The 18,447-nt window shown below is 60.1% G+C and carries 15 protein-coding genes; 7 read left to right on the top strand and 8 right to left on the bottom strand.

The features are described from left to right. Positions 1–27: 27 nt before the first annotated feature. A complete protein-coding gene (locus C4J91_RS11315; protein WP_124362390.1) occupies positions 28–774 on the top strand; it encodes a hypothetical protein in 747 nt (248 codons plus the stop codon). A 48-nt stretch (positions 775–822) separates the two neighbouring features. After that, positions 823–2,124 carry an autotransporter outer membrane beta-barrel domain-containing protein gene (locus tag C4J91_RS11310; RefSeq protein ID WP_124362389.1) on the top strand — a complete coding sequence of 434 codons (1,302 nt, stop codon included), beginning with the start codon at positions 823–825 and terminating at the stop codon, positions 2,122–2,124. A gap of 828 nt (positions 2,125–2,952) precedes the next feature. On the opposite strand, the gene C4J91_RS11305 is transcribed toward C4J91_RS11310, so the two are convergent. Further along, positions 2,953–4,278, bottom strand: coding sequence for a sigma-54 dependent transcriptional regulator (locus C4J91_RS11305; protein ID WP_124362388.1), 1,326 nt, complete (start codon positions 4,276–4,278; stop codon positions 2,953–2,955). Positions 4,279–4,600: 322 nt separating this feature from the next. Here C4J91_RS11305 and C4J91_RS11300 point away from each other — a divergent pair, with 322 nt between their 5' ends. After that, positions 4,601–4,861: a hypothetical protein gene (locus C4J91_RS11300; protein WP_124362387.1), complete on the top strand. Its 261-nt coding sequence runs from the start codon at positions 4,601–4,603 to the stop codon at positions 4,859–4,861. Between the two features lie 54 nt (positions 4,862–4,915). Here the strand turns inward: C4J91_RS11300 and C4J91_RS11295 are convergent, their stop codons facing one another. From C4J91_RS11295 to gnd, 3 genes are read right to left on the bottom strand one after another with little or no spacing between them, the layout of a single operon-like run. Then, positions 4,916–5,740, bottom strand: a complete 825-nt coding sequence (locus tag C4J91_RS11295; protein ID WP_124362386.1) for an HAD family hydrolase — start codon at positions 5,738–5,740, stop codon at positions 4,916–4,918. Then, on the bottom strand, positions 5,737–7,260 hold the full coding sequence (gene zwf, locus C4J91_RS11290; RefSeq protein ID WP_124362385.1) for a glucose-6-phosphate dehydrogenase: 1,524 nt from the start codon (positions 7,258–7,260) through the stop codon (positions 5,737–5,739). Before zwf ends, C4J91_RS11295 begins: the two co-directional genes overlap by 4 nt. Then, positions 7,257–8,240, bottom strand: a complete 984-nt coding sequence (gene gnd, locus C4J91_RS11285) for a phosphogluconate dehydrogenase (NAD(+)-dependent, decarboxylating) (RefSeq protein WP_124362384.1) — start codon at positions 8,238–8,240, stop codon at positions 7,257–7,259. Before gnd ends, zwf begins: the two co-directional genes overlap by 4 nt. A 272-nt stretch (positions 8,241–8,512) precedes the next feature. Between gnd and C4J91_RS27555 the strand changes: the two genes are divergently transcribed. The 4 genes from C4J91_RS27555 to C4J91_RS11270 all read left to right on the top strand — a co-directional run bounded on the left by C4J91_RS27555 (position 8,513) and on the right by C4J91_RS11270 (position 13,290). Further along, complete coding sequence (locus C4J91_RS27555) at positions 8,513–8,674, top strand: DUF6026 family protein (RefSeq protein WP_163001709.1); 162 nt, start codon at positions 8,513–8,515, stop codon at positions 8,672–8,674. 154 nt (positions 8,675–8,828) lie between these two features. Next, complete coding sequence (locus C4J91_RS11280; protein ID WP_124362383.1) at positions 8,829–10,571, top strand: phosphoethanolamine transferase CptA; 1,743 nt, start codon at positions 8,829–8,831, stop codon at positions 10,569–10,571. Positions 10,572–10,699: 128 nt separating this feature from the next. After that, complete coding sequence (locus C4J91_RS11275; RefSeq protein ID WP_124362382.1) at positions 10,700–12,937, top strand: TonB-dependent siderophore receptor; 2,238 nt, start codon at positions 10,700–10,702, stop codon at positions 12,935–12,937. Positions 12,938–13,077: 140 nt separating this feature from the next. After that, a complete protein-coding gene (locus C4J91_RS11270; RefSeq protein ID WP_124362381.1) occupies positions 13,078–13,290 on the top strand; it encodes a hypothetical protein in 213 nt (70 codons plus the stop codon). Between the two features lie 101 nt (positions 13,291–13,391). On the opposite strand, the gene C4J91_RS11265 is transcribed toward C4J91_RS11270, so the two are convergent. From C4J91_RS11265 to C4J91_RS11250, 4 genes are all read right to left on the bottom strand, one after another. Continuing rightward, positions 13,392–13,883 (bottom strand): GNAT family N-acetyltransferase, encoded by a 492-nt coding sequence (locus C4J91_RS11265; protein WP_124362380.1) that lies wholly within the window; start codon positions 13,881–13,883, stop codon positions 13,392–13,394. Positions 13,884–14,030: 147 nt separating this feature from the next. Continuing rightward, a complete protein-coding gene (gene zapE, locus C4J91_RS11260) occupies positions 14,031–15,140 on the bottom strand; it encodes a cell division protein ZapE (protein WP_124362379.1) in 1,110 nt (369 codons plus the stop codon). A 50-nt stretch (positions 15,141–15,190) separates the two neighbouring features. Then, positions 15,191–17,479, bottom strand: coding sequence for a 5-methyltetrahydropteroyltriglutamate--homocysteine S-methyltransferase (gene metE / locus C4J91_RS11255; protein ID WP_124362378.1), 2,289 nt, complete (start codon positions 17,477–17,479; stop codon positions 15,191–15,193). Between the two features lie 132 nt (positions 17,480–17,611). After that, positions 17,612–18,445, bottom strand: a complete 834-nt coding sequence (locus C4J91_RS11250; protein ID WP_124362377.1) for a phosphodiesterase — start codon at positions 18,443–18,445, stop codon at positions 17,612–17,614. Between the last annotated feature and the right edge of the window lie 2 nt (positions 18,446–18,447).

Raw genomic sequence — 18,447 nt, 5'->3', positions numbered from 1 at the left:
AGGAGCAGGACGCTCCAGGAGCAAAAGATGAACACTTCCCGTTGGCTGACGGTTTTGTGTCTGGCAGCCTCGATGCCCGCTTATGCTTCATCGGGTTTCAAACCGATCGAACTCAAGGATTCGGAAATGGCCGAGCTGCGCGGCCGCTATGTGATGCCGGGGCGAATCATCAGCTTCGGCATTGTCATGAGCAGCACCTGGACCAATGCGGTGGGCGACAGCATCACCGGCAAGGCCAGCCTGCAGCTCGACAAGGCCACCATCACCCCGCAGTTCTACGTACAAACCACCGGCGCGGCGGGGGCTGGGAGCAATCAGGACATCGGCGCCGGCAATGTGGTCGGCGGCGCGGGCCTTGGCAGTGGTCAGGGTGTGATCCAGAGCGTGCGCACCGCTGGCGATGGCAACACCGCCCACAACACGGTGGGCATCAACGTCACCCAGGACGGCTTTGCCCCTGCCAACATTGTGCAGTCCGGGCAGGTATTGGTGGCCGGCGGCACCGTCAGCGGCGACAGCCCGGCAGGTCATGTCAGCGTGTCGGCCAACCATGGCGGCTTGCAGATGGCGATCCAGGCCAACCACAACCAAGGCAACAGCCTGCAGCAGATCGGCGGCGGGAATGTGCTGCAAGGGACGGTTTTGACCGGCAATAGCAACTTCGTCAACAACATGACCCAACTCAACGTCGTGATGAACAATAACGGTTTGAACAACGGCGCGTTGAACTGCAACCTGGATCAACTCAAAGGCCTACGCACGCTCGGTTATTGAACTACGCTGACCCTCGACACTTACGCATCAAAAAGGACGGCTTATTTCATGCATAGATCGATATCGCTCCGCGCGGTGATCTGTTTAAGTACGCTCTTGCCCGCCTCCGTGCTGTACGCCGCACCGGATGCCGATATCGAAACCCTCAAGCGGGAACTCCTGGAACTCAAGCAACGCTACGACGTGCAGCAAAAGGCCCTGGCCGTGCTGGAACAGCGCGTGCGCCAGGTGGAAGATCAACCGCAGACGCCAGCGCCCAGGCGCCTGGCCAAATCCCCCGCCGACTTCAAGAAAGGCGCTACCACCGTCGCCGGCACGGGCGCGGCTGCGGCATCGGGTGGTGCCGGCGGTGGCGGCAGCTCCTACGGCCAGTCACTCAAGGACGATTCCGCCCCCGCGCAAAGCGTGAGCAACCTCTACAATGAGGCCAGCGGCTTTTTCGGCAATGGCAAGTTCAGCCTCGAAACCGGCATCACCTATGCCCGTTATGACGCCCGCCAGCTGACCCTCAACGGCTTCCTCGCGCTGGATTCGATCTTTCTCGGCAACATCAACCTGGACCGGATCAAATCCGACAGTTGGACCCTGGACCTTACCGGGCGCTACAACGTCGACAATCGCTGGCAGTTCGACCTCAACGTGCCGGTGGTCTACCGCGATTCGACCTATCAGTCCGGCGGCGCCGGCAACGATGCCACGGCCACCTCGGAAGGTTCCGTCACCCGCGACCCGACCATCGGCGACGTCAACTTCGGCGTGGCGTACAAATTCCTCGATGAAACCCCCACCCTGCCGGATGCGGTGGTGTCGGTACGGGTGAAGGCGCCGACGGGTAAAGAGCCGTTTGGCATCAAACTGGTCAAGCAGCCCAACAACGACAACCTGTACATACCGGAAAGCCTGCCGACGGGCAACGGCGTCTGGTCGATCACGCCGGGCATTTCCCTGGTCAAGACCTTCGACCCTGCCGTGCTGTTCGGCTCGCTGTCGTACACCCACAACTTCGAAGACTCGTTCGATGACATCAGCGGTGAGGTCAATCAAAAGGTCGGCGGCAAAGTGCGCCTGGGTGACAGCTTCCAGCTCGGCGTCGGCGTAGCCTTTGCGCTTAACGAGAAGATGAGTATGTCGTTCTCGGTATCAGACTTGATACAGCGCAAAAGCAAACTCAAGCCCGACGGCGGCGACTGGCAGTCGGTGGTCTCCAGCGATGCCAACGCCGGCTACTTCAATGTGGGCATGACGATTGCCGCATCGGATAACCTGACCATCGTGCCGAACCTGGCGATCGGGATGACCGATGATGCGCCGGACTTTACCTTCAGCCTGAAATTCCCGTATTACTTCTGATTGAGGGGCGAACGCTGTTAAATGTTGATGGTGCAGGGTCAGTGACCTGCTGTGTCAACTGACATACCGCTATCGGGGGCAAGCCCCCTCCCACATTTTGATTCGGTTTCGTCAGCTATTTCATGACAACCAATATTCCTTGTGGGAGGGGGCTTGCCCCCGATGGCCATAGGTATCTACACAACTTTGGCACGGCCCTGAACCTGTGACGGCTCAGGAGCCGAAGCCTCTCTAACTGATACCCCGCGACCTAAATGTGGGAGGGGGCTTGCTCCCGATGGCGGCCTGACAGCCGACCAGGATGTTGGATCAAGGCGAGTACATATCCGTTGCTGCGTTAACGGCGGCTTAGGGTTCCGCCCTTACGGCGGCTCACTTTGGAAAAGCCCCAAAGTAAGCAAAGGGCTCTTGCCCCACCACTCGGCACCTCGCCTAGGCTCGGTGTGCCCGTAATCCGACAGTGATTTGGGGGGCCGCCGCCACGCGCCATCCATGGCGCGGGGCGGCTAAACCGGCATCCCTGCCGGTTTACCCCCCAAATCACTATCGGATTACGGCCAGCGTGGTTTAACGGGGCGCCTAGATCAAAAGCAAGATCAAGAGCGGCTCGCTTCGCATCGTGGTTACCGTTGGCTGCTACAAAGTTTTGTAGATACCTATGGCTATCGGGGGCAAGCCCCCTCCCACATTTTGATTCGGTTTCGTCAGCTATTTCATGGACAACCAATATTCCTTGTGGGAGGGGGCTTGCCCCCGATGGCGGTGTATCAGTAACAGACTGGCTGGCTGAAACAATGCCATCGGGGGCAAGCCCCTCCCACAACCGCCCTAGCGAATCTGGTGCTTATGCAGCAACCGGTAGAACGTCGGCCGCGAAATGCCCAGCACGCGGGCGGCGACGCTGAGGTTATCGCTGTGCCGATGGAGCACATCACACAACGCCTGACGTTCGGCGCGGTGTTTGTAATCTTCCAGTGTCGCCATCGGCAGTGAAGCCGCCTGCTCGCCTTGCAGTCCCAGATCCACCGCTTCGATCTGGCGCCCTTCGGCCAACACCAGGCCACGGCGCACGCGGTTGGCCAACTCACGTACATTGCCTGGCCACAGGTGCTGCCCCATCGCCACCAATGCATCTTCGCTGAAGCTGCGCGGGCGGCGGCCGGTTTCCTGGCTATAGAAGCGCGAAAAGTGATTGGCCAGCATCGCCACGTCACCATGGCGTTCACGCAAGGGTGCCGTGACCACTTGCAGGACGTTCAGGCGGTAATACAGGTCTTCGCGGAAAGTGCCCTTTTCCACGGCGGCCTCAAGGTCTACGTGGGTGGCCGCCAGCACCCGCACATCCACCGGGATGGGCTGGCTGCCGCCGACGCGCTCGATCTGCTTCTCCTGGAGAAAGCGCAACAGGTTGGCTTGCAGTTCCATCGGCAGGTCGCCGATTTCATCGAGGAACAGCGTGCCACCGTGGGCGGCCTCGATGCGTCCGACCTTGCGCTGGTGCGCACCAGTGAACGCCCCCTTTTCATGGCCGAAGAGTTCGGATTGGATCAGGTGTTCCGGAATCGCCCCACAGTTGATCGCCACAAACGGCTTGGCGTGCCGCTGAGATTGCCGGTGCAGGGTTTTGGCTACCAGTTCCTTGCCGGTGCCGCTGTCGCCCCGAATCAGTACCGGGGATTCAGTGGGCGCCAACTTCGACAACAACTTGCGCAGTTCACGAATGGGCCGGCTGTCGCCCAGCAGCTCATGCCCAGGCCCACCCACCGGGGGGTTGCCTTTGCCGCGCAGACGCGCCATGCCGAAGGCGCGTCCCAGGGTGACCTGCACCCTCGATACGTCGAACGGCAAGGTGTGGAAGTCAAAGAACCATTCGCAGACGAAATCGCCGACGTTCTGCAGACGCAATACATCCTGGCTGAGTACCGCGATCCACTCGGTGCCGCTTCGGCCAATCAGTTCCTTGACCGCTTCGGGGCGTTCCAGATGACACGGCTGCAACCGCAGCAGACCGACATCGCAGGACCTATCCCCCACCGCTTCCAGGGCACAGCTGTCCACGTCCCATCCGACCGTGCGTAAGCCCGGTAGCAACCCATGACAATCCGCACACGGGTCGACCACCAGCAAGCGGCGTTGGACGGGGGACACAATCATGAATATTCCTTGGCGTCAGAACAGTAACGTTATTAGAAACAACAGTTTGTGATGACTGACAGGAACCTTAACAAAATCTTGACGCAGCCTTTGTAACCATTCGCTATAAGTGCGGGCAAAAAGCCACCTATCCTTGAACCGTTAATGCCTGGGTTGAGCTTTTAAAACAGCGACTTACATGACGTTAGTCAGGAAACATTAAAATTTGTTGCTCTAGCATGTGACCCGTACCCCACCATCGCGCATCAGTACAAGTAACCCACCGCACGGTCAGCCCAACCGCCGGTACTCACTTGAATGGGCATAGAGAGAGACGACCCACATGAACGCTCCGCTGCGCATCAACGAAGCTCTTTTGATTGCAGACCGCGCTTTCCAACCCTTTCAGTGCGTGGCCTGGCACGATGGCAATGGCGCCCTCAGCCTGAGCGTCATCGACCGCACCAATACCCGCATCGGCAGCAAACAGCTGTCCTCGAACACTTACACCGACCCGGCGCAACTGGAAAACCTGTTGTTGCAGGCGCGTGCCGAGCTCGACAAAGATGGCTACAAGTTGCAACAGTGGGCAATGCCCAAGTAAGTCGGCAGGTTAACTTCCGATCACTGCACTCGCGTGATCGGAAGTTGGACTTACTTATCGCGCGGTCAGCATAAATCGCTCGAACGCTTCAGCAGCGCCGTCTTCGACATTACTGCCGGTGACGACGCTGGCCTGACGCTTGACGGTTTCTTCCGCCTGGCCCATTGCGATCGATAAACCGGCCACCTGGAACATCGCCGGGTCGTTGCCGCCGTCACCAATGGCCGCCGTTTGCGCAAGCGGCACCCCAAGGTGCGCCGCAATGGTCTTCAAGGCCTCGCCCTTATTGGCCAGCATCGCCGTCACATCCAGGTAAACCGGCTGCGAACGCGACACCTGGGCCAAGCCCTGTACCTTGGGCTGCAATTGCGCCTCCAGCTCCACCAGCAATTGCGTGTTGTTGCTGGCGGCGACGATCTTGTCGACCCGGTCCAGGTACGGCTCGAAACTCTCCACCACCACCGGCCCGTACCCCAGGCCATCGGCTTCGCGCTGCACCATCGGCCCTGGCGGGTCACGACGCAGCCAATCGCCGTCGGCGAACACCCACACTTCCACGTCCGGCTCGGCGGAAAACAGCGCCAACGTCACCAGGGCTGCTTCCGCCGGCAGATGGTGGGCCACCAGGATGCTGCCATCCGGGTTGATCAACGTACCGCCGTTGAAACCCGCCACCGGCACGTCGATGCCAAAGGTCTCGATCAAATGCAGCATGGCCTTGGGTGGTCGCCCGCTGGCCAGGCTGAAAAACACCCCGGCCTCACGCAGCGCGCGCACCGCATCGGCGGTGCGCTGGCTCAGGCTGTGATCCGGGTGCAGCAACGTGCCGTCCACGTCACTGAGGATAAAGCGGATGGGATGAATCGCTGCATCACTCATCCGAGGCTGTGCCAGGTGCGACCATCACGGGCCAGCAAGGTGTCGGCCGCCGCCGGGCCATCTTCGCCAGCCTTGTAGGTCTGGATACCGTCATCTTCTTTCCAGGCATCCAGGAACGGCTGCACGGCACGCCAGCCGTTCTCGATGTTGTCGGCGCGCTGGAACAAAGTCTGGTCGCCAGTCATGCAGTCGTAGATCAGCGTCTCGTAACCGGTCGACGGTTGCATCTCGAAGAAGTCCTTGTAGTCGAAGCCCAGTTCGATATTGGCCATCTCAAGGGTCGGCCCAGGCTTTTTCGCCAGCAGGTCGAACCACATGCCTTCGTTCGGCTGGATCTGGATTTTCAGGTAGGTGGGTTTGAGCTCATCGACCTCGGTGTCGCGAAATTGCGCGTAAGGCGCCTGCTTGAAGCAGATCACGATCTCGGTGTCGCGGATGCTCATGCGTTTGCCGGTACGCAAGTAGAACGGCACTCCGACCCAGCGCCAGTTGTCGATCATCACCTTCAGCGCGACGAAGGTCTCGGTGCTGCTGTCGGGTGCAACGTTGGCTTCTTCACGGTAGCCCGGCAGCGACTTGCCGGCGATTTCACCGGCGGTGTACTGGCCGCGAACGGAATTGGCCCGCGCATCCTCCAGGGACCAGGGGCGGATTGCTCCCACCACCTTGGCCTTCTCCCCGCGCACCGCGTCGGCACCGAAGGCTGCCGGCGGCTCCATGGCAACCATGGCCAGCAACTGGAACAGGTGGTTGGGCACCATGTCCCGCAAGGTACCGGTTTTTTCGAAGAAACTGCCGCGGGTTTCCACGCCGACCGTTTCTGCAGCGGTGATTTGCACATGATCGATGTAATGATTGTTCCAGAACGCTTCGAACAGCACGTTGGAAAAACGGCTGATCAGGATGTTCTGCACCGTTTCCTTGCCCAGGTAATGGTCGATGCGATAGATCTGTTTCTCGCTCATCACCTTGAGCAGGCACGCATTCAAGGCTTCGGCGGAGGCCAGGTCGGAACCGAAAGGTTTCTCGATGACCACGCGGCGAAAGCCCTCCTCGGTTTCATTGAGCAACCCGGCGCTGCCCAGGCGTTGCACCACTTCACTGAAGAAGCGCGGTGCGGTCGCGAGGTAGAACACGGCATTGGCGGTGCCGCTGTCGGCAATTTTCTGCGCGATATCCGCGTAGGTGCTGTCGTCGAGGAAGTCGCCCTCGACGTAGCTGATGCCTTTGGCCAACTGGGCCCACAGGTGTGGGTCCAGCGCATTGTCGGCATTTCCCCGGACTTTGCTGGCCGCCTCGGTGCGAATGAAATCCTCGAGCTTCTTGGCAAAGTCCGCGTCGCTGACGGCGTTGTGATCAACGCCCACGATACGCAGGCCATCGCCCAGCAGCCCGTCGCGGCTCAGGTTGTACAGCGCCGGCATCAGCAGGCGCTTGACCAGGTCGCCATGGGCGCCAAACAGGAACAATGTAGTGGGTGGAGCGGGTTCGGCCTTGGGTTTCTTGCCGTTGGCGGTCATTTTTTGGAAGTCTCCACGTGGCCGCCAAAGCCGAAGCGCATGGCCGAGAGCATTTTGTCACCGTAGGTGCTCTGCTGGCGCGAACGGAAACGGGCGAACAGCGAGGTAGACAGCACCGGTACCGGCACCGCTTGCTCCATGGCCGCTTCGATGGTCCAGCGGCCTTCGCCACTGTCGGCCACGGAGCCGGAGTAGCCGTCGAGTTTCGGGTCGGTGGCCAGGGCATCGGCGGTCAGGTCCAGCAGCCACGACGACACCACGCTGCCACGGCGCCAGACTTCGGCGATGTCGGCCACGTTCAGGTCAAAGCGCTGATCTTCCGGCAGGTTTTCCGAGTTCTTGGTCTTGAGGATGTCAAAACCTTCGGCAAACGCCTGCATCATTCCGTATTCAATGCCGTTATGGATCATCTTGACGAAGTGACCGGAGCCCGCTGGGCCAGCATGGATATAACCCTGCTCGGCACGTGGGTCGGCAGAAGCCGAACGGTCCTTGGTGCGAGGGATGCTGCCTATACCGGGAGCGAGGCTCTTGAAGATCGGGTCGAGGCGCTGCACGGTTTCCACGTCGCCGCCAATCATCATGCAGTAGCCACGTTCCAGGCCCCAGACACCGCCGGAAGTGCCGACGTCAACATAGTGCAGGCCCTTTTCCGCCAGGGCCTTGCCGCGACGCACGTCGTCCTTGTAATTGGTATTGCCGCCGTCGATGATCACGTCACCGCTTTCCAGCAGCTCACTGAGTTCATTGATGGTGTCTTCGGTCGGCGCGCCCGCCGGCAGCATCACCCATACCGCGCGCGGCTTTTGCAGGCCGGCCACCAGGGCCTCCAGCCCGGCGACGCCGGTGGCGCCCTCCTCGCTCAAGCCCTTTACGAATGCTTCATTACGGTCATAAACAACGGTGGAATGCCCATTGAGCATCAGGCGCCGCGCAATATTACCGCCCATGCGGCCTAGTCCGATAATCCCCAGTTGCATGTGCTGATGCTCCTAACTGCAAAAAAATGTGTGACATAGTTTATAGCGCAATGAGGCTAATGAGGGTTAGTCCAGAGCGGATCCGTGTAGTTTCATGGCAAAAAAGTTGCCATCATTTCACCATCACCCCTGTAAAAGTCACACGACCACCAAAAATAAAAAAGTTCCCTTGGTGTGAAAAAGAATTCAGACTTACCTCCGACTGTTGCCGCGAACCGATTCGGCAGCGCCGTTGACCGCTATTTGCGAGGTAAGCAATGAGCACAGCACAGATGACCCGACCGCCTCAGACCCTCTACGTCAGCATCCGCCGCGATGAATTGCGCCAGTTGAAGGACGAGCGCGATCAGTTGCAACAGGAAGTCCTGCGTCTGCGTTCACATCTGCAGGCCCAGCTTGAACTGCCGTCCGGCGCCAAGCCCGCGCTCTGCTGACCCGCCGTGGCGAGCCTGTAAGGCAATACCTACAGAAAACTCACAAAGTTTTCACACACTTATCCCGATACTCCCGCCCGCGATGCCGCTCACTTTCTGGGCGGCCCTATGTCGCGCGCCTGTGCGCGACGATTATTTTCTGATGGGGCGCTGGATGGCGATGTTCAAACGCAGCACGACGACTGCGAAAGGCTTTGATTGGGCCGGCCTTGGCTGGTTATTCCTGTTTTTCTGGTATTTCTCTGGGATTACCCAACTTCTTATCCAACTGACCGGCACGTCCGGCTTCAGCGGCTTCCGCCAGGCGTTCTTCATGAGTGCGCTGTGGCTGGCGCCGATGTTGCTGTTCCCCCGGCAAACACGCCTGCTCGCTGCCTTGATCGGCGTGGTGCTGTGGGCCTGTTCCATGGCCAGCCTGGGTTATTTCTTCATTTACCAGCAGGAATTTTCCCAGAGCGTCATCTTCATCATGTTCGAGTCGAACATTTCTGAAGCGGGCGAATACGCCACCCAGTACTTTGCCTGGTGGATCGTGCTGGCGTTCATCGCCCACACCGCCTTCGCGATTTTCCTGTGGACACGCCTGCGCCCGGTGTACTTGCCTCGCGGTCAGTCGATCGTGGCAGCGATCGCCATTGTATTGGCCGTGGTCGGCTACCCGCTGGTCAAGCAGATCGCCACCAGCGAAACCATGGAACTGGCCATCGACCGCTTCGAAACCCGGATCGAACCGGCCGTGCCATGGCAGATGATCGTCGCCTACCGCCGCTACACCGAACAGCTGGACAATATGCAAGGCATGCTGACCAGTGCCAGCCAGATCCCACCGCTGAAGAACCTGAAGGACAGCATGGCCGGCCAGCCGTCCACCCTGGTGCTGGTGATCGGCGAGTCAACCAACCGCCAGCGCATGAGCTTGTATGGTTACCCGCGTAACACCACGCCGGAACTGGACAAGCTGCGCGACCAACTGGCGGTGTTCGACAACGTCATTACACCGCGCCCGTACACCATCGAAGCGCTGCAGCAGGTACTGACCTTCGCCGACGAAGAAAACCCGGACCTGTACCTCAAGACGCCGTCGATCGTCAGCGTGATGAAACAGGCCGGCTACAAGACCTTCTGGATCACCAACCAGCAAACCATGACCAAGCGCAACACCATGCTCACGACCTTTTCCGAACAGGCCGACGAGCAGGTGTACCTCAACAACAACCGGAACCAGAACGCCCGCCAATACGACGGCGATGTACTGGCCCCGTTTTCCAAGGCCCTGGCCGATACCGCCGAGCGCAAGTTCATCGTGGTGCACCTGTTGGGCACGCACATGAGCTACCAGTACCGTTATCCGCAGACGTTCGACAAGTTCACCGATCGCCAGGGCGTGCCGCCCGGTGTCAGCGATGCACAGCTGCCGACGTACAACAGCTATGACAACGCGGTGCTGTACAACGACTTCGTGGTGTCGAGCCTGATCAAGGACTACGCCAAGACCGACCCCAATGGCTTCCTGCTGTATCTGTCGGACCACGGCGAGGACGTGTTCGACTCGGCCGGCCATGACACCCTGGGCCGCAACGAAGGCAAGCCGACCGCGCCGATGTACACCATTCCCTTCATGGCCTACGCCTCGCCCAAGTGGCGCGAAAGCCACGATTGGAGCTTCGCCGGCGACCTACAACGGCCTTACAGCAGTTCGCAGTTGATCCACACCTGGGCGGACCTGGCAGGTTTGAGTTTCGATGAACTGGACCGCAGCAAAAGCCTGGTCAGCGACAGCTTCAAGCCGCGCCCCTTGCTGATCGGCAACCCTTACGAGACCAAGCAGAAGGCCTTGATTGACTTCAGTCTGATCAAGCCGAAAAAGGCCGACAGCACCGACGTGGTGGTCAAGTAACCCAGCAACCTGTAACAAGAAGATAACAATCATTCTCGTTAAAGCCTAAAGTTCCGCGCCTCCTTTCGTCTTTGAGCCATGCCCACCCCATCCGGGGCGGTCTCAAAGACGACAAGGAGTTTGCCGCGATGCTCGCGCCGTTTACCCGTTCCATCACCTTTACCCTTGGCCTGTTCAGCCTTGTGCTGAGCCCTGAACTGCTGGCCGAAACCGATCCCGAACATGCCCCCGCGAACGCCCTCGAACTGGGCGCCACCACGGTCACTGCCGAAGGCCTGGGTGCGACCACCGAGCACACCGGCGCCTACACCACTGGCTCCATGAGCACCGCCACGCGCCTGAACCTGTCGATCAAGGAGACCCCGCAATCGATCTCGGTGATCACGCGCCAGCAGATGGACGATTTCAATCTCAACACCCTGACCGATGTGTTGCGCCAGACCACCGGTGTCAACGTCCAGCACAATGATTCGGACCGCGTGTCCTATACCGCCCGTGGTTACGGCATCAGCAATTTCCAGATTGACGGAATGCTCAACACCTTCGGCTACATGAAGAGCGACGCCGACACCATTATCTATGACCGGATCGAAGTGGTTCGCGGCGCCACCGGCCTGACGACGGGCGCGGGTGACCCCTCGGCCACCGTCAACATGGTACGCAAGCGCCCTACCGCCCAATGGCAGGCGAAAACCGGGATCAGCGGCGCTACCCATGACAACTACTACAGCTACCTCGACGTCGGCGGCCCGCTGGCCTTCGACGGCAAACTGCGCGGGCGCAGCGTCCTGGCCTACCGCGACAGCAAATCCTTTCGCGACAACTATGCCCTGCAGCGGGCGGTCGGCTACGGCATTCTCGAGGGTGACCTTTCCGACGACACCGTGCTGGCCGTAGGCTTCGATTATCAGGACAAGCAGGTACAAGGCACCTCCTGGGGCACCGTGCCGTACTGGAACAGCCAGGGCGGCAAGGCCGGACTGTCGCGCTCCACCAATATGGCGGCGCACTGGAGTTCCTGGCCATTGACCGACAAAACCACCTTCGCCACCCTCGATCATCGGTTGGGCGGCGACTGGCACCTGAAGGCGGCCTACACCCATCGCCAGAGCGATACCGATGGCAAGGTGTATTACGGCGGCGCGGGGTTCCCCAACGCCGACCGCAGCGGCATGACGGCCTGGGCCAGCCATATGCGCGGCACCTCGAGAATGGAAGCCATCGACCTCAACCTGGCCGGCAGCTACGCGTTGCTGGGCCGTGAACACGCGCTGATGATGGGTTATGGCGAGGCCGCGCAGCGGGACAGTTCGCCCTTCATGCGCACCGACCTGCCCTCCAGCTACTACTCCATCGAGGACTGGAAACACATGGGCGGCATCGGCAAGTTCAGCGATTACGTCACCGACCTCAAGGGTGAGCACAGCAAGAAACAACAGAAAGCCGGTTACCTCGCGACTCGACTGAGCCTGACTGACCGCCTGCACGCCGTACTCGGCAGCCGCTACGGCAGTTGGGAGCTGCAAAGCGCTACCCCCAAATACGACGCCAACGATCAACTGACCGCGTCCGGCAAAACCGGGCAAACCCATAACGACATGTGGACGCCCTACGCCGGGCTGCTTTACGACATCACGCCGCAATACACCCTCTACGCGAGTTACACCGACATTTTCAAGCCGCAGGATGCGCGTGATGCCAACAAGAAATACCTGGAACCCGTGGTGGGCAGCAACTATGAGGTGGGGCTCAAGGGCAGCGTACTCAACGAGCGTCTGAACCTGGCCGCCGCGTATTTCTGGAGCACCCAGGACAACGTCGCCGAGCGGGACGACTCGGTGCCGCGCAACCCGGCCACCGGCGAGGAGTACTACAAGTCCGGCGGCAAGGGCAACAAGGTGAGCGGGTTCGAGCTGGAAGCGGCCGGGGAAATCACGCCGGACTGGAACCTGACTGCGGGCTACACCTACACCCATTCGGTGAATGGCGCAGGCACACGCAACAACACCGGCCAGCCGTTGAACCTGTTGAAGTTATCCAGCGCTTATCGTCTGCCGGGGGCCTGGCGCAATCTGACCGTGGGCGGCGCGGTGAATTGGCAGAGCGAGATGTATGACTTCGGCGACCGCCCCACGGGGGCGCGCAACAGCGAAGGCAGACCGATAACCACGCGGGAGAAAATCACGCAACAGGGCTACACCGTGGTCAACCTGATGTCGCGCTACCAGTTCGATGAACATGTTACGGCGTCGGTTAATGTCAACAATCTATTTGATAAGAAATATTACGAACGCGTTGGCTTTTATAATGGTGTGTATTGGGGCGATCCACGTTCGGTCACGCTGGCACTTGACTGGAGGCTATAACGGCCCCTCGCAAAGTTAACAAAATTGTTAACTTCGCTGGTGAACTTCGTTAATTCCCACTTAATAGGATAACGCCATAGTCGCCCCACGATCAGATCAGGGAGTGACCGATCACCTATCAATCTAATGGGAATACCGCCATGAAACTTTCGACCTTGATGCTCGCCAGCCTGATGACCCTGACCTCCGCCGCCGCCTTTGCAGAAGGCGGTTCAGAGCGTTCGAAAGAGTTCTATAACAACTTCAGCTTCATTCAGGAAAAAACCCACGGCAAGGCTGAACAACAAGTTGCGTCCGCCGACGGCAAACCGGTTAAAGCCACTACTGCCGAAACAGCACAACCCAATAGTTAATTAATGCTGAGTTAATCCGCACCACCCTCTGCCATTGCGCTCCCTTGGCAAAGGTTTATCAGGCGCCATTCAATGGCGCCTTTTTTTTTGCAATTTTTTTATTACAGTGCCTTGTTCCAGAACAACATACGGCCATGGGCAGGATCAAAAACCGAATCGTCGAAACCGAACTTGCGATACGCCGACTGTGCCAACTCATTGCCTTCAAGCACTTCCAGGGTGATTTTGCAGCACCCGCGCTGCCGGGCGATTTCCTCGACTTTCTGCAGCATCTTCTGGCTCAAGCCCAAGCCACGAAACTGTTTCGCCACCACCACATCATGAACGTTGACCAAGGGTCGACAAGCGAATGTCGAGAAGCCCTCGAAGCAATTGACCAGCCCGGCTGGCTCACCCCCGACGAACGCCAGCACACTGAACGCATAGGGGCGCTTGGCCAGTTCCCCAGGCAGTTGCTGCAACAGGTCAGCTTGCAAGGTGTGGCCGCCGCCCATTGGATCTTCAGCATAGTGGTTGAGCAGCGAGCCGATGGCATCCGCGTGCACGGCGTTGGTGTAGCTGGCTTGCAGCACCAGGATGTCTGGGGTGTCCATTTCCGTCCTCGATAACGACAACCAGGGAATCGATTCCCTTTGAGAAGGGTGATTGTAAGCGTGGATGCGGCAGCAGATGAAGGCGATTAACGACAAATGCCTGACAGAAAGCGCCCAGGTTGCAGGCATCCAAAGCCCTTGCCGGGGTCAGGCGCCGAAGCGCTGCAGCTGCATTTCTCGCAAGCGGCTCAAGGTGCGACGAAAAGGAAACGCCAGGTAGCCTTCGGTATACAGACGTTCCAGTGGCACTTGGGCTTCGATGAACAACGGCACCTTGCGGTCGTAACATTCATCCACCAGCGCGATAAAGCGTCGCACGCTGTCGTCGTGCACCGACAGCTCCGGCAATTGACGGTCCCCTGCGACAACGCGCTCGGCCCCGTCTTCGGTACCACGGGCGATCCGCCCCGGGCGCTGCGGTGCGCTGAGGTTGGGCACCTGCGCCAACAGGATGGCCTTGAAGCGATCACACAGCAGCATGAAATCCATCGCGGCCAGCGGCTGCTCGCAGAGCTCGGCGTAGCGGCACCACAGTACCGCGTCACTGGCCTGCACCGCCGTAATCGTGCGATGGCCCACGTTCACCACCCTCCCCTCGCTGACCGTTTGCCCCGCGCTCAGTTGCTTGAACACCGTGGCCAGTGCCTCGGGCTGATTCACCCAGTAGCGCTGCAGGCCCACACCGGCGTGCAAGCGATGATCCTCGCCACCGTCCACTGCCACCACCTGCATATGCTGCTTGATCGCCTCGATGCCCGGCACGAACCGTTCACGGTTGAAACCCTCGGCGTACAGCTGCTCAGGCGGTTGATTGGACGTACAGACCATCACCACGCCCTCCTCGAACATCACCTGGAACAGACGACCGAGAATGATCGCGTCACCAATGTCATTGACGAACAACTCATCGAAACACAGCACGCGCACGTCCCGGCTCAGTTCCCGCGCCAACGCCTGCAGCGGGTCCTTGATACCGCTGAGCTGGAACGAGCGCTGGTGTACCCAGCCCATGAAGTGATGAAAATGCTGACGCCGCGCCGGCACGCGCAGGCTTTGATAGAACTGGTCCATCAACCAGGTCTTGCCGCGCCCCACCGGCCCCCACAGGTAAACGCCGGCAATCGGCGAACGGCCTTGGTGCAACGCCTGGTGACAGGTTTGCAAGGCCTGCACCGCACGGCGCTGAGCGTCGTCGGGCACGAAACCCTGCTGGGCGATAGCATCTTGATAAGCGGCGAGCGGCGAGTCGAAAGTCATGGGTGCCAGTATGACTGACAACACGAACGCCAGCCGCGCAATCTTTGCGGTTAACCCAGTTCCGCACGCAGTTGGCGCGCCGCCGCGACCATGTTAACCAACGCCGCTTGCGTCTCCGGCCAGCCACGGGTTTTCAGGCCGCAATCGGGATTTACCCACAACCGTTGCGTCGGAATCCGCTTGGCCGCCTTGCGCAGCAAGTCGAGCATCTGCGCAACGTCCGGCACACGTGGCGAGTGAATATCGTAGACGCCAGGGCCGATGTCGTTGGGGTAAGCGAAGGCTTCGAACGCGTCCAGCAATGCCATGTCCGAGCGCGAGGTTTCAATGGTGATCACGTCGGCGTCCATTGCCGCGATGGATTCGATCACATCGTTGAACTCGCTGTAGCACATGTGGGTGTGGATCTGGGTGTCGTCACGCACGCCGCAGGCGCACAGGCGGAACGCTTCGGTGGCCCAGTCCAGGTAGTGCTGCCATTGCGCCTGACGCAATGGCAAGCCTTCGCGGAATGCGGCCTCGTCGATCTGCACGATCTTGATGCCGGCGGCTTCCAGGTCGACGACTTCGTCACGGATCGCCAGGGCCAGTTGCCGGGCCTGCACTTCGCGGCTCACGTCTTCCCGTGGGAACGACCACATCAGCAGGGTCACCGGGCCGGTCAGCATGCCCTTGAGCACCTTGCGCGTGAGGCCCTGGGCATAGCGAATCCACTCCACCGTCATTGCCTTCGGACGGCTCAAGTCGCCATAAATCAGCGCCGGTTTCACACAGCGCGAACCGTAGCTCTGCACCCAACCGAAACGGGTGAACGCATAGCCGTCCAATTGCTCGGCGAAGTATTCGACCATGTCGTTACGCTCGGCTTCACCGTGCACCAGTACATCCAGGCCAATGTTTTCCTGTACCTCGACGGCGTGCCTGATCTCGCTGTGCATCGCATCGACGTAGTCGGCTTCGCTCAACCTGCCGGCCTTGTACGACTGACGCGCCAGACGGATCGACGCGGTTTGCGGGAACGAACCGATAGTGGTGGTTGGAAACAGCGGCAGGTCGAGGCCGGCCCGTTGTTTCTCGATACGCTGGGCAAAGGGCGACTGGCGCTGGCTGTCCTGGGCGCTGATAGCGGCAACGCGTGCTTGCACAGCAGGCTTGTGAATACGCGGCGAAGCGGCACGCGCAGCCTGTACCGTGCGGCTTTCCGCCAGCGCTGCCAGCACGTTTGGCGCCTCGGGTTGGTCGACGGCCTGGGCCAGTACCGCGACTTCCGCGCACTTTTGCAGGGCGAAGGCCAGCCAACTTTTCACCTCGGCGTCCAACTGGTCTTCACGCGCCAGATCCACGGGGCTGTGCAGCAGTGAGCAGGACGGCGCCACCCACAGGCGATCGCCCAGTTTTTCATGGGCGTGCTGCACCGTCGCCAGGGCTTTTTCCAAGTCGCAGCGCCATACGTTGCGGCCATTGACCAGGCCCAGGGACAGCACTTTATACGCGGGCAGGCGATCGAGAATGGTCGGGTATTGCTCCGGCGCCCGCACCAGATCGATGTGCAGGCCATCGACCGGCAGGTTGGCGGCCAGGCCGAGGTTTTCCTCCAGCCCGCCAAAGTAGGTGGCGACCAGCTTTTTCAGCGGGTCGCGCTGGATCAGGTTATAGGCGCGCTCAAAGGCATTCTTCCAGGCCTGCGGCAGGTCGAGCACCAGGATCGGCTCGTCGATCTGCACCCACTCCACGCCCAGCTCGGCCAGGCGCTGGAAAATCTGACCATACAGTGGCAGCAGGCGGTCGAGCAGCTCGAGCTTGTCAAAATCACCGCCCTTGGCCTTGCCCAGCCACAGGTAGGTCAGCGGGCCAATGACGACCGGCTTGACGCTGTGCCCGAGGTCGCGCGCTTCCTGGACTTCTTCGAACAACTGTTCCCACCCCAGGTGGAATTGCTGGTCGACGCTGAACTCCGGCACCAGGTAGTGATAGTTGGTATCGAACCACTTGGTCATTTCCTGGGCGTGAGCATCACCGCAGCAATTATCGCTGACGCCACGGGCCATGCCGAACAACGTCTGCAACGTGGCTTGGCCATCGGCTGGGCGGAAACGCTCGGGGACTACGCCAAACATCAGCGAGTGGGTCAGCACCTGGTCATACCAGGCGAAATCACCGGCGGGCAGCAGCTCAATGCCCGCTTGTTTTTGCAGCGCCCAGTGAGCCTTGCGCAAGTCGCGGCCCACGGCACGCAGGCCGGCTTCGTCGAGTTCGCCCTTCCAGAACGCTTCCTGCGCTTTCTTCAGTTCACGGTCGCGTCCAATGCGCGGGAATCCGAGGGAATGAGCGACTGCCATGACTTACAACTCCACTGTAGGTATTCAATGGCAGCCATTGTCGGCAGATGCCGATAGTGAGACAAACTCATTTTATTTTAGATGATCACAAGTTCCACTCATGTTTAGACCGGGATTGATCAGTCAATCGGATCAGTCAATCAACCCATGAACGTCATAGAACGGATACGGCCCGGGGTAATCCCCGAACACGCCGTTGTGGCTGAGCAACCCCTGTTGCGCGTCCCAGCGATGCAACAGATATCCCGCCGGTTCCAGGTTGAAATGCGCGGGCGCGGTGGCTTGCAAATCCAGCACGATCTGATGAGAGGTGCCGGGGCACACGCAGCTCAAGCTGCCACCAAAACGCCGCTGCATCGGCCGGTGCAGGTGCCCGCACAGCAGGCGTTCAACTTGCGGGTGGCGCGCCACGACTGTTTCCAGGGCGGCGGCATTGATAAACGGTTCGCGGTCCATATGGCCGATGCCGCTGATAAACGGCGGGTGGTGCAGAATCAGCAAGGTCGGCGCATCGGGACGTCGCGCCAGTTGCTCGTCCAGCCACTGCAACTGGCTGTCCAGCAATTGCCCGCCATGGCCACCGGGGATGGTCGAGTCCAGGCCGATCAAACGCAGCGGATGCTCGTCCACCACCCAGTCCAGCGGCCCCTCTGCCGACGACGGCAAATAGGCGTGATCACGGAATGCTTCGAGCAACGGACCGCGTGTGTCGTGGTTGCCGGGCACCAGGTAGCACGGCATGTGCAGGCGTGCGAGTTCGGGGTGCAGCACGGCGTACTCATCCGGGCGACCGAAGTCCACCAGGTCGCCGCTGACCACCACGATATCGGGCCGTGGATGGCTGGCGTTGAGGTGGTCGACGGCACGACGCAGCGCGCCCAGGGTATCGACGACGCCATAGGTGAGGCGCTCGCCAGCTTTAAGGTGCAGGTCGCTGATCTGTGCGACAAGAAACGGACGATTCACAA

Origin of the sequence: Pseudomonas sp. R3-52-08, from assembly GCF_003851745.1 — a bacterium.
GTDB lineage: Bacteria > Pseudomonadota > Gammaproteobacteria > Pseudomonadales > Pseudomonadaceae > Aquipseudomonas.
The sequence above is the reverse complement of the archived record's forward strand: the minus strand, read 5'-3'. Positions and strand labels throughout refer to the sequence as shown.

What these genes read in the sequence shown, in the direction of transcription:
- C4J91_RS11315 (WP_124362390.1), top strand. Translation starts at nt 28, where the DNA reads ATGAACACTTCCCGTTGGCTGACGGTTTTGTGTCTGGCAGCCTCGATG.
- C4J91_RS11310 (WP_124362389.1), top strand. Translation starts at nt 823, where the DNA reads ATGCATAGATCGATATCGCTCCGCGCGGTGATCTGTTTAAGTACGCTC.
- C4J91_RS11305 (WP_124362388.1), bottom strand. Translation starts at nt 4,278, where the DNA reads ATGATTGTGTCCCCCGTCCAACGCCGCTTGCTGGTGGTCGACCCGTGT.
- C4J91_RS11300 (WP_124362387.1), top strand. Translation starts at nt 4,601, where the DNA reads ATGAACGCTCCGCTGCGCATCAACGAAGCTCTTTTGATTGCAGACCGC.
- C4J91_RS11295 (WP_124362386.1), bottom strand. Translation starts at nt 5,740, where the DNA reads ATGAGTGATGCAGCGATTCATCCCATCCGCTTTATCCTCAGTGACGTG.
- zwf (WP_124362385.1), bottom strand. Translation starts at nt 7,260, where the DNA reads ATGACCGCCAACGGCAAGAAACCCAAGGCCGAACCCGCTCCACCCACT.
- gnd (WP_124362384.1), bottom strand. Translation starts at nt 8,240, where the DNA reads ATGCAACTGGGGATTATCGGACTAGGCCGCATGGGCGGTAATATTGCG.
- C4J91_RS27555 (WP_163001709.1), top strand. Translation starts at nt 8,513, where the DNA reads ATGACCCGACCGCCTCAGACCCTCTACGTCAGCATCCGCCGCGATGAA.
- C4J91_RS11280 (WP_124362383.1), top strand. Translation starts at nt 8,829, where the DNA reads ATGGCGATGTTCAAACGCAGCACGACGACTGCGAAAGGCTTTGATTGG.
- C4J91_RS11275 (WP_124362382.1), top strand. Translation starts at nt 10,700, where the DNA reads ATGCTCGCGCCGTTTACCCGTTCCATCACCTTTACCCTTGGCCTGTTC.
- C4J91_RS11270 (WP_124362381.1), top strand. Translation starts at nt 13,078, where the DNA reads ATGAAACTTTCGACCTTGATGCTCGCCAGCCTGATGACCCTGACCTCC.
- C4J91_RS11265 (WP_124362380.1), bottom strand. Translation starts at nt 13,883, where the DNA reads ATGGACACCCCAGACATCCTGGTGCTGCAAGCCAGCTACACCAACGCC.
- zapE (WP_124362379.1), bottom strand. Translation starts at nt 15,140, where the DNA reads ATGACTTTCGACTCGCCGCTCGCCGCTTATCAAGATGCTATCGCCCAG.
- metE (WP_124362378.1), bottom strand. Translation starts at nt 17,479, where the DNA reads ATGGCAGTCGCTCATTCCCTCGGATTCCCGCGCATTGGACGCGACCGT.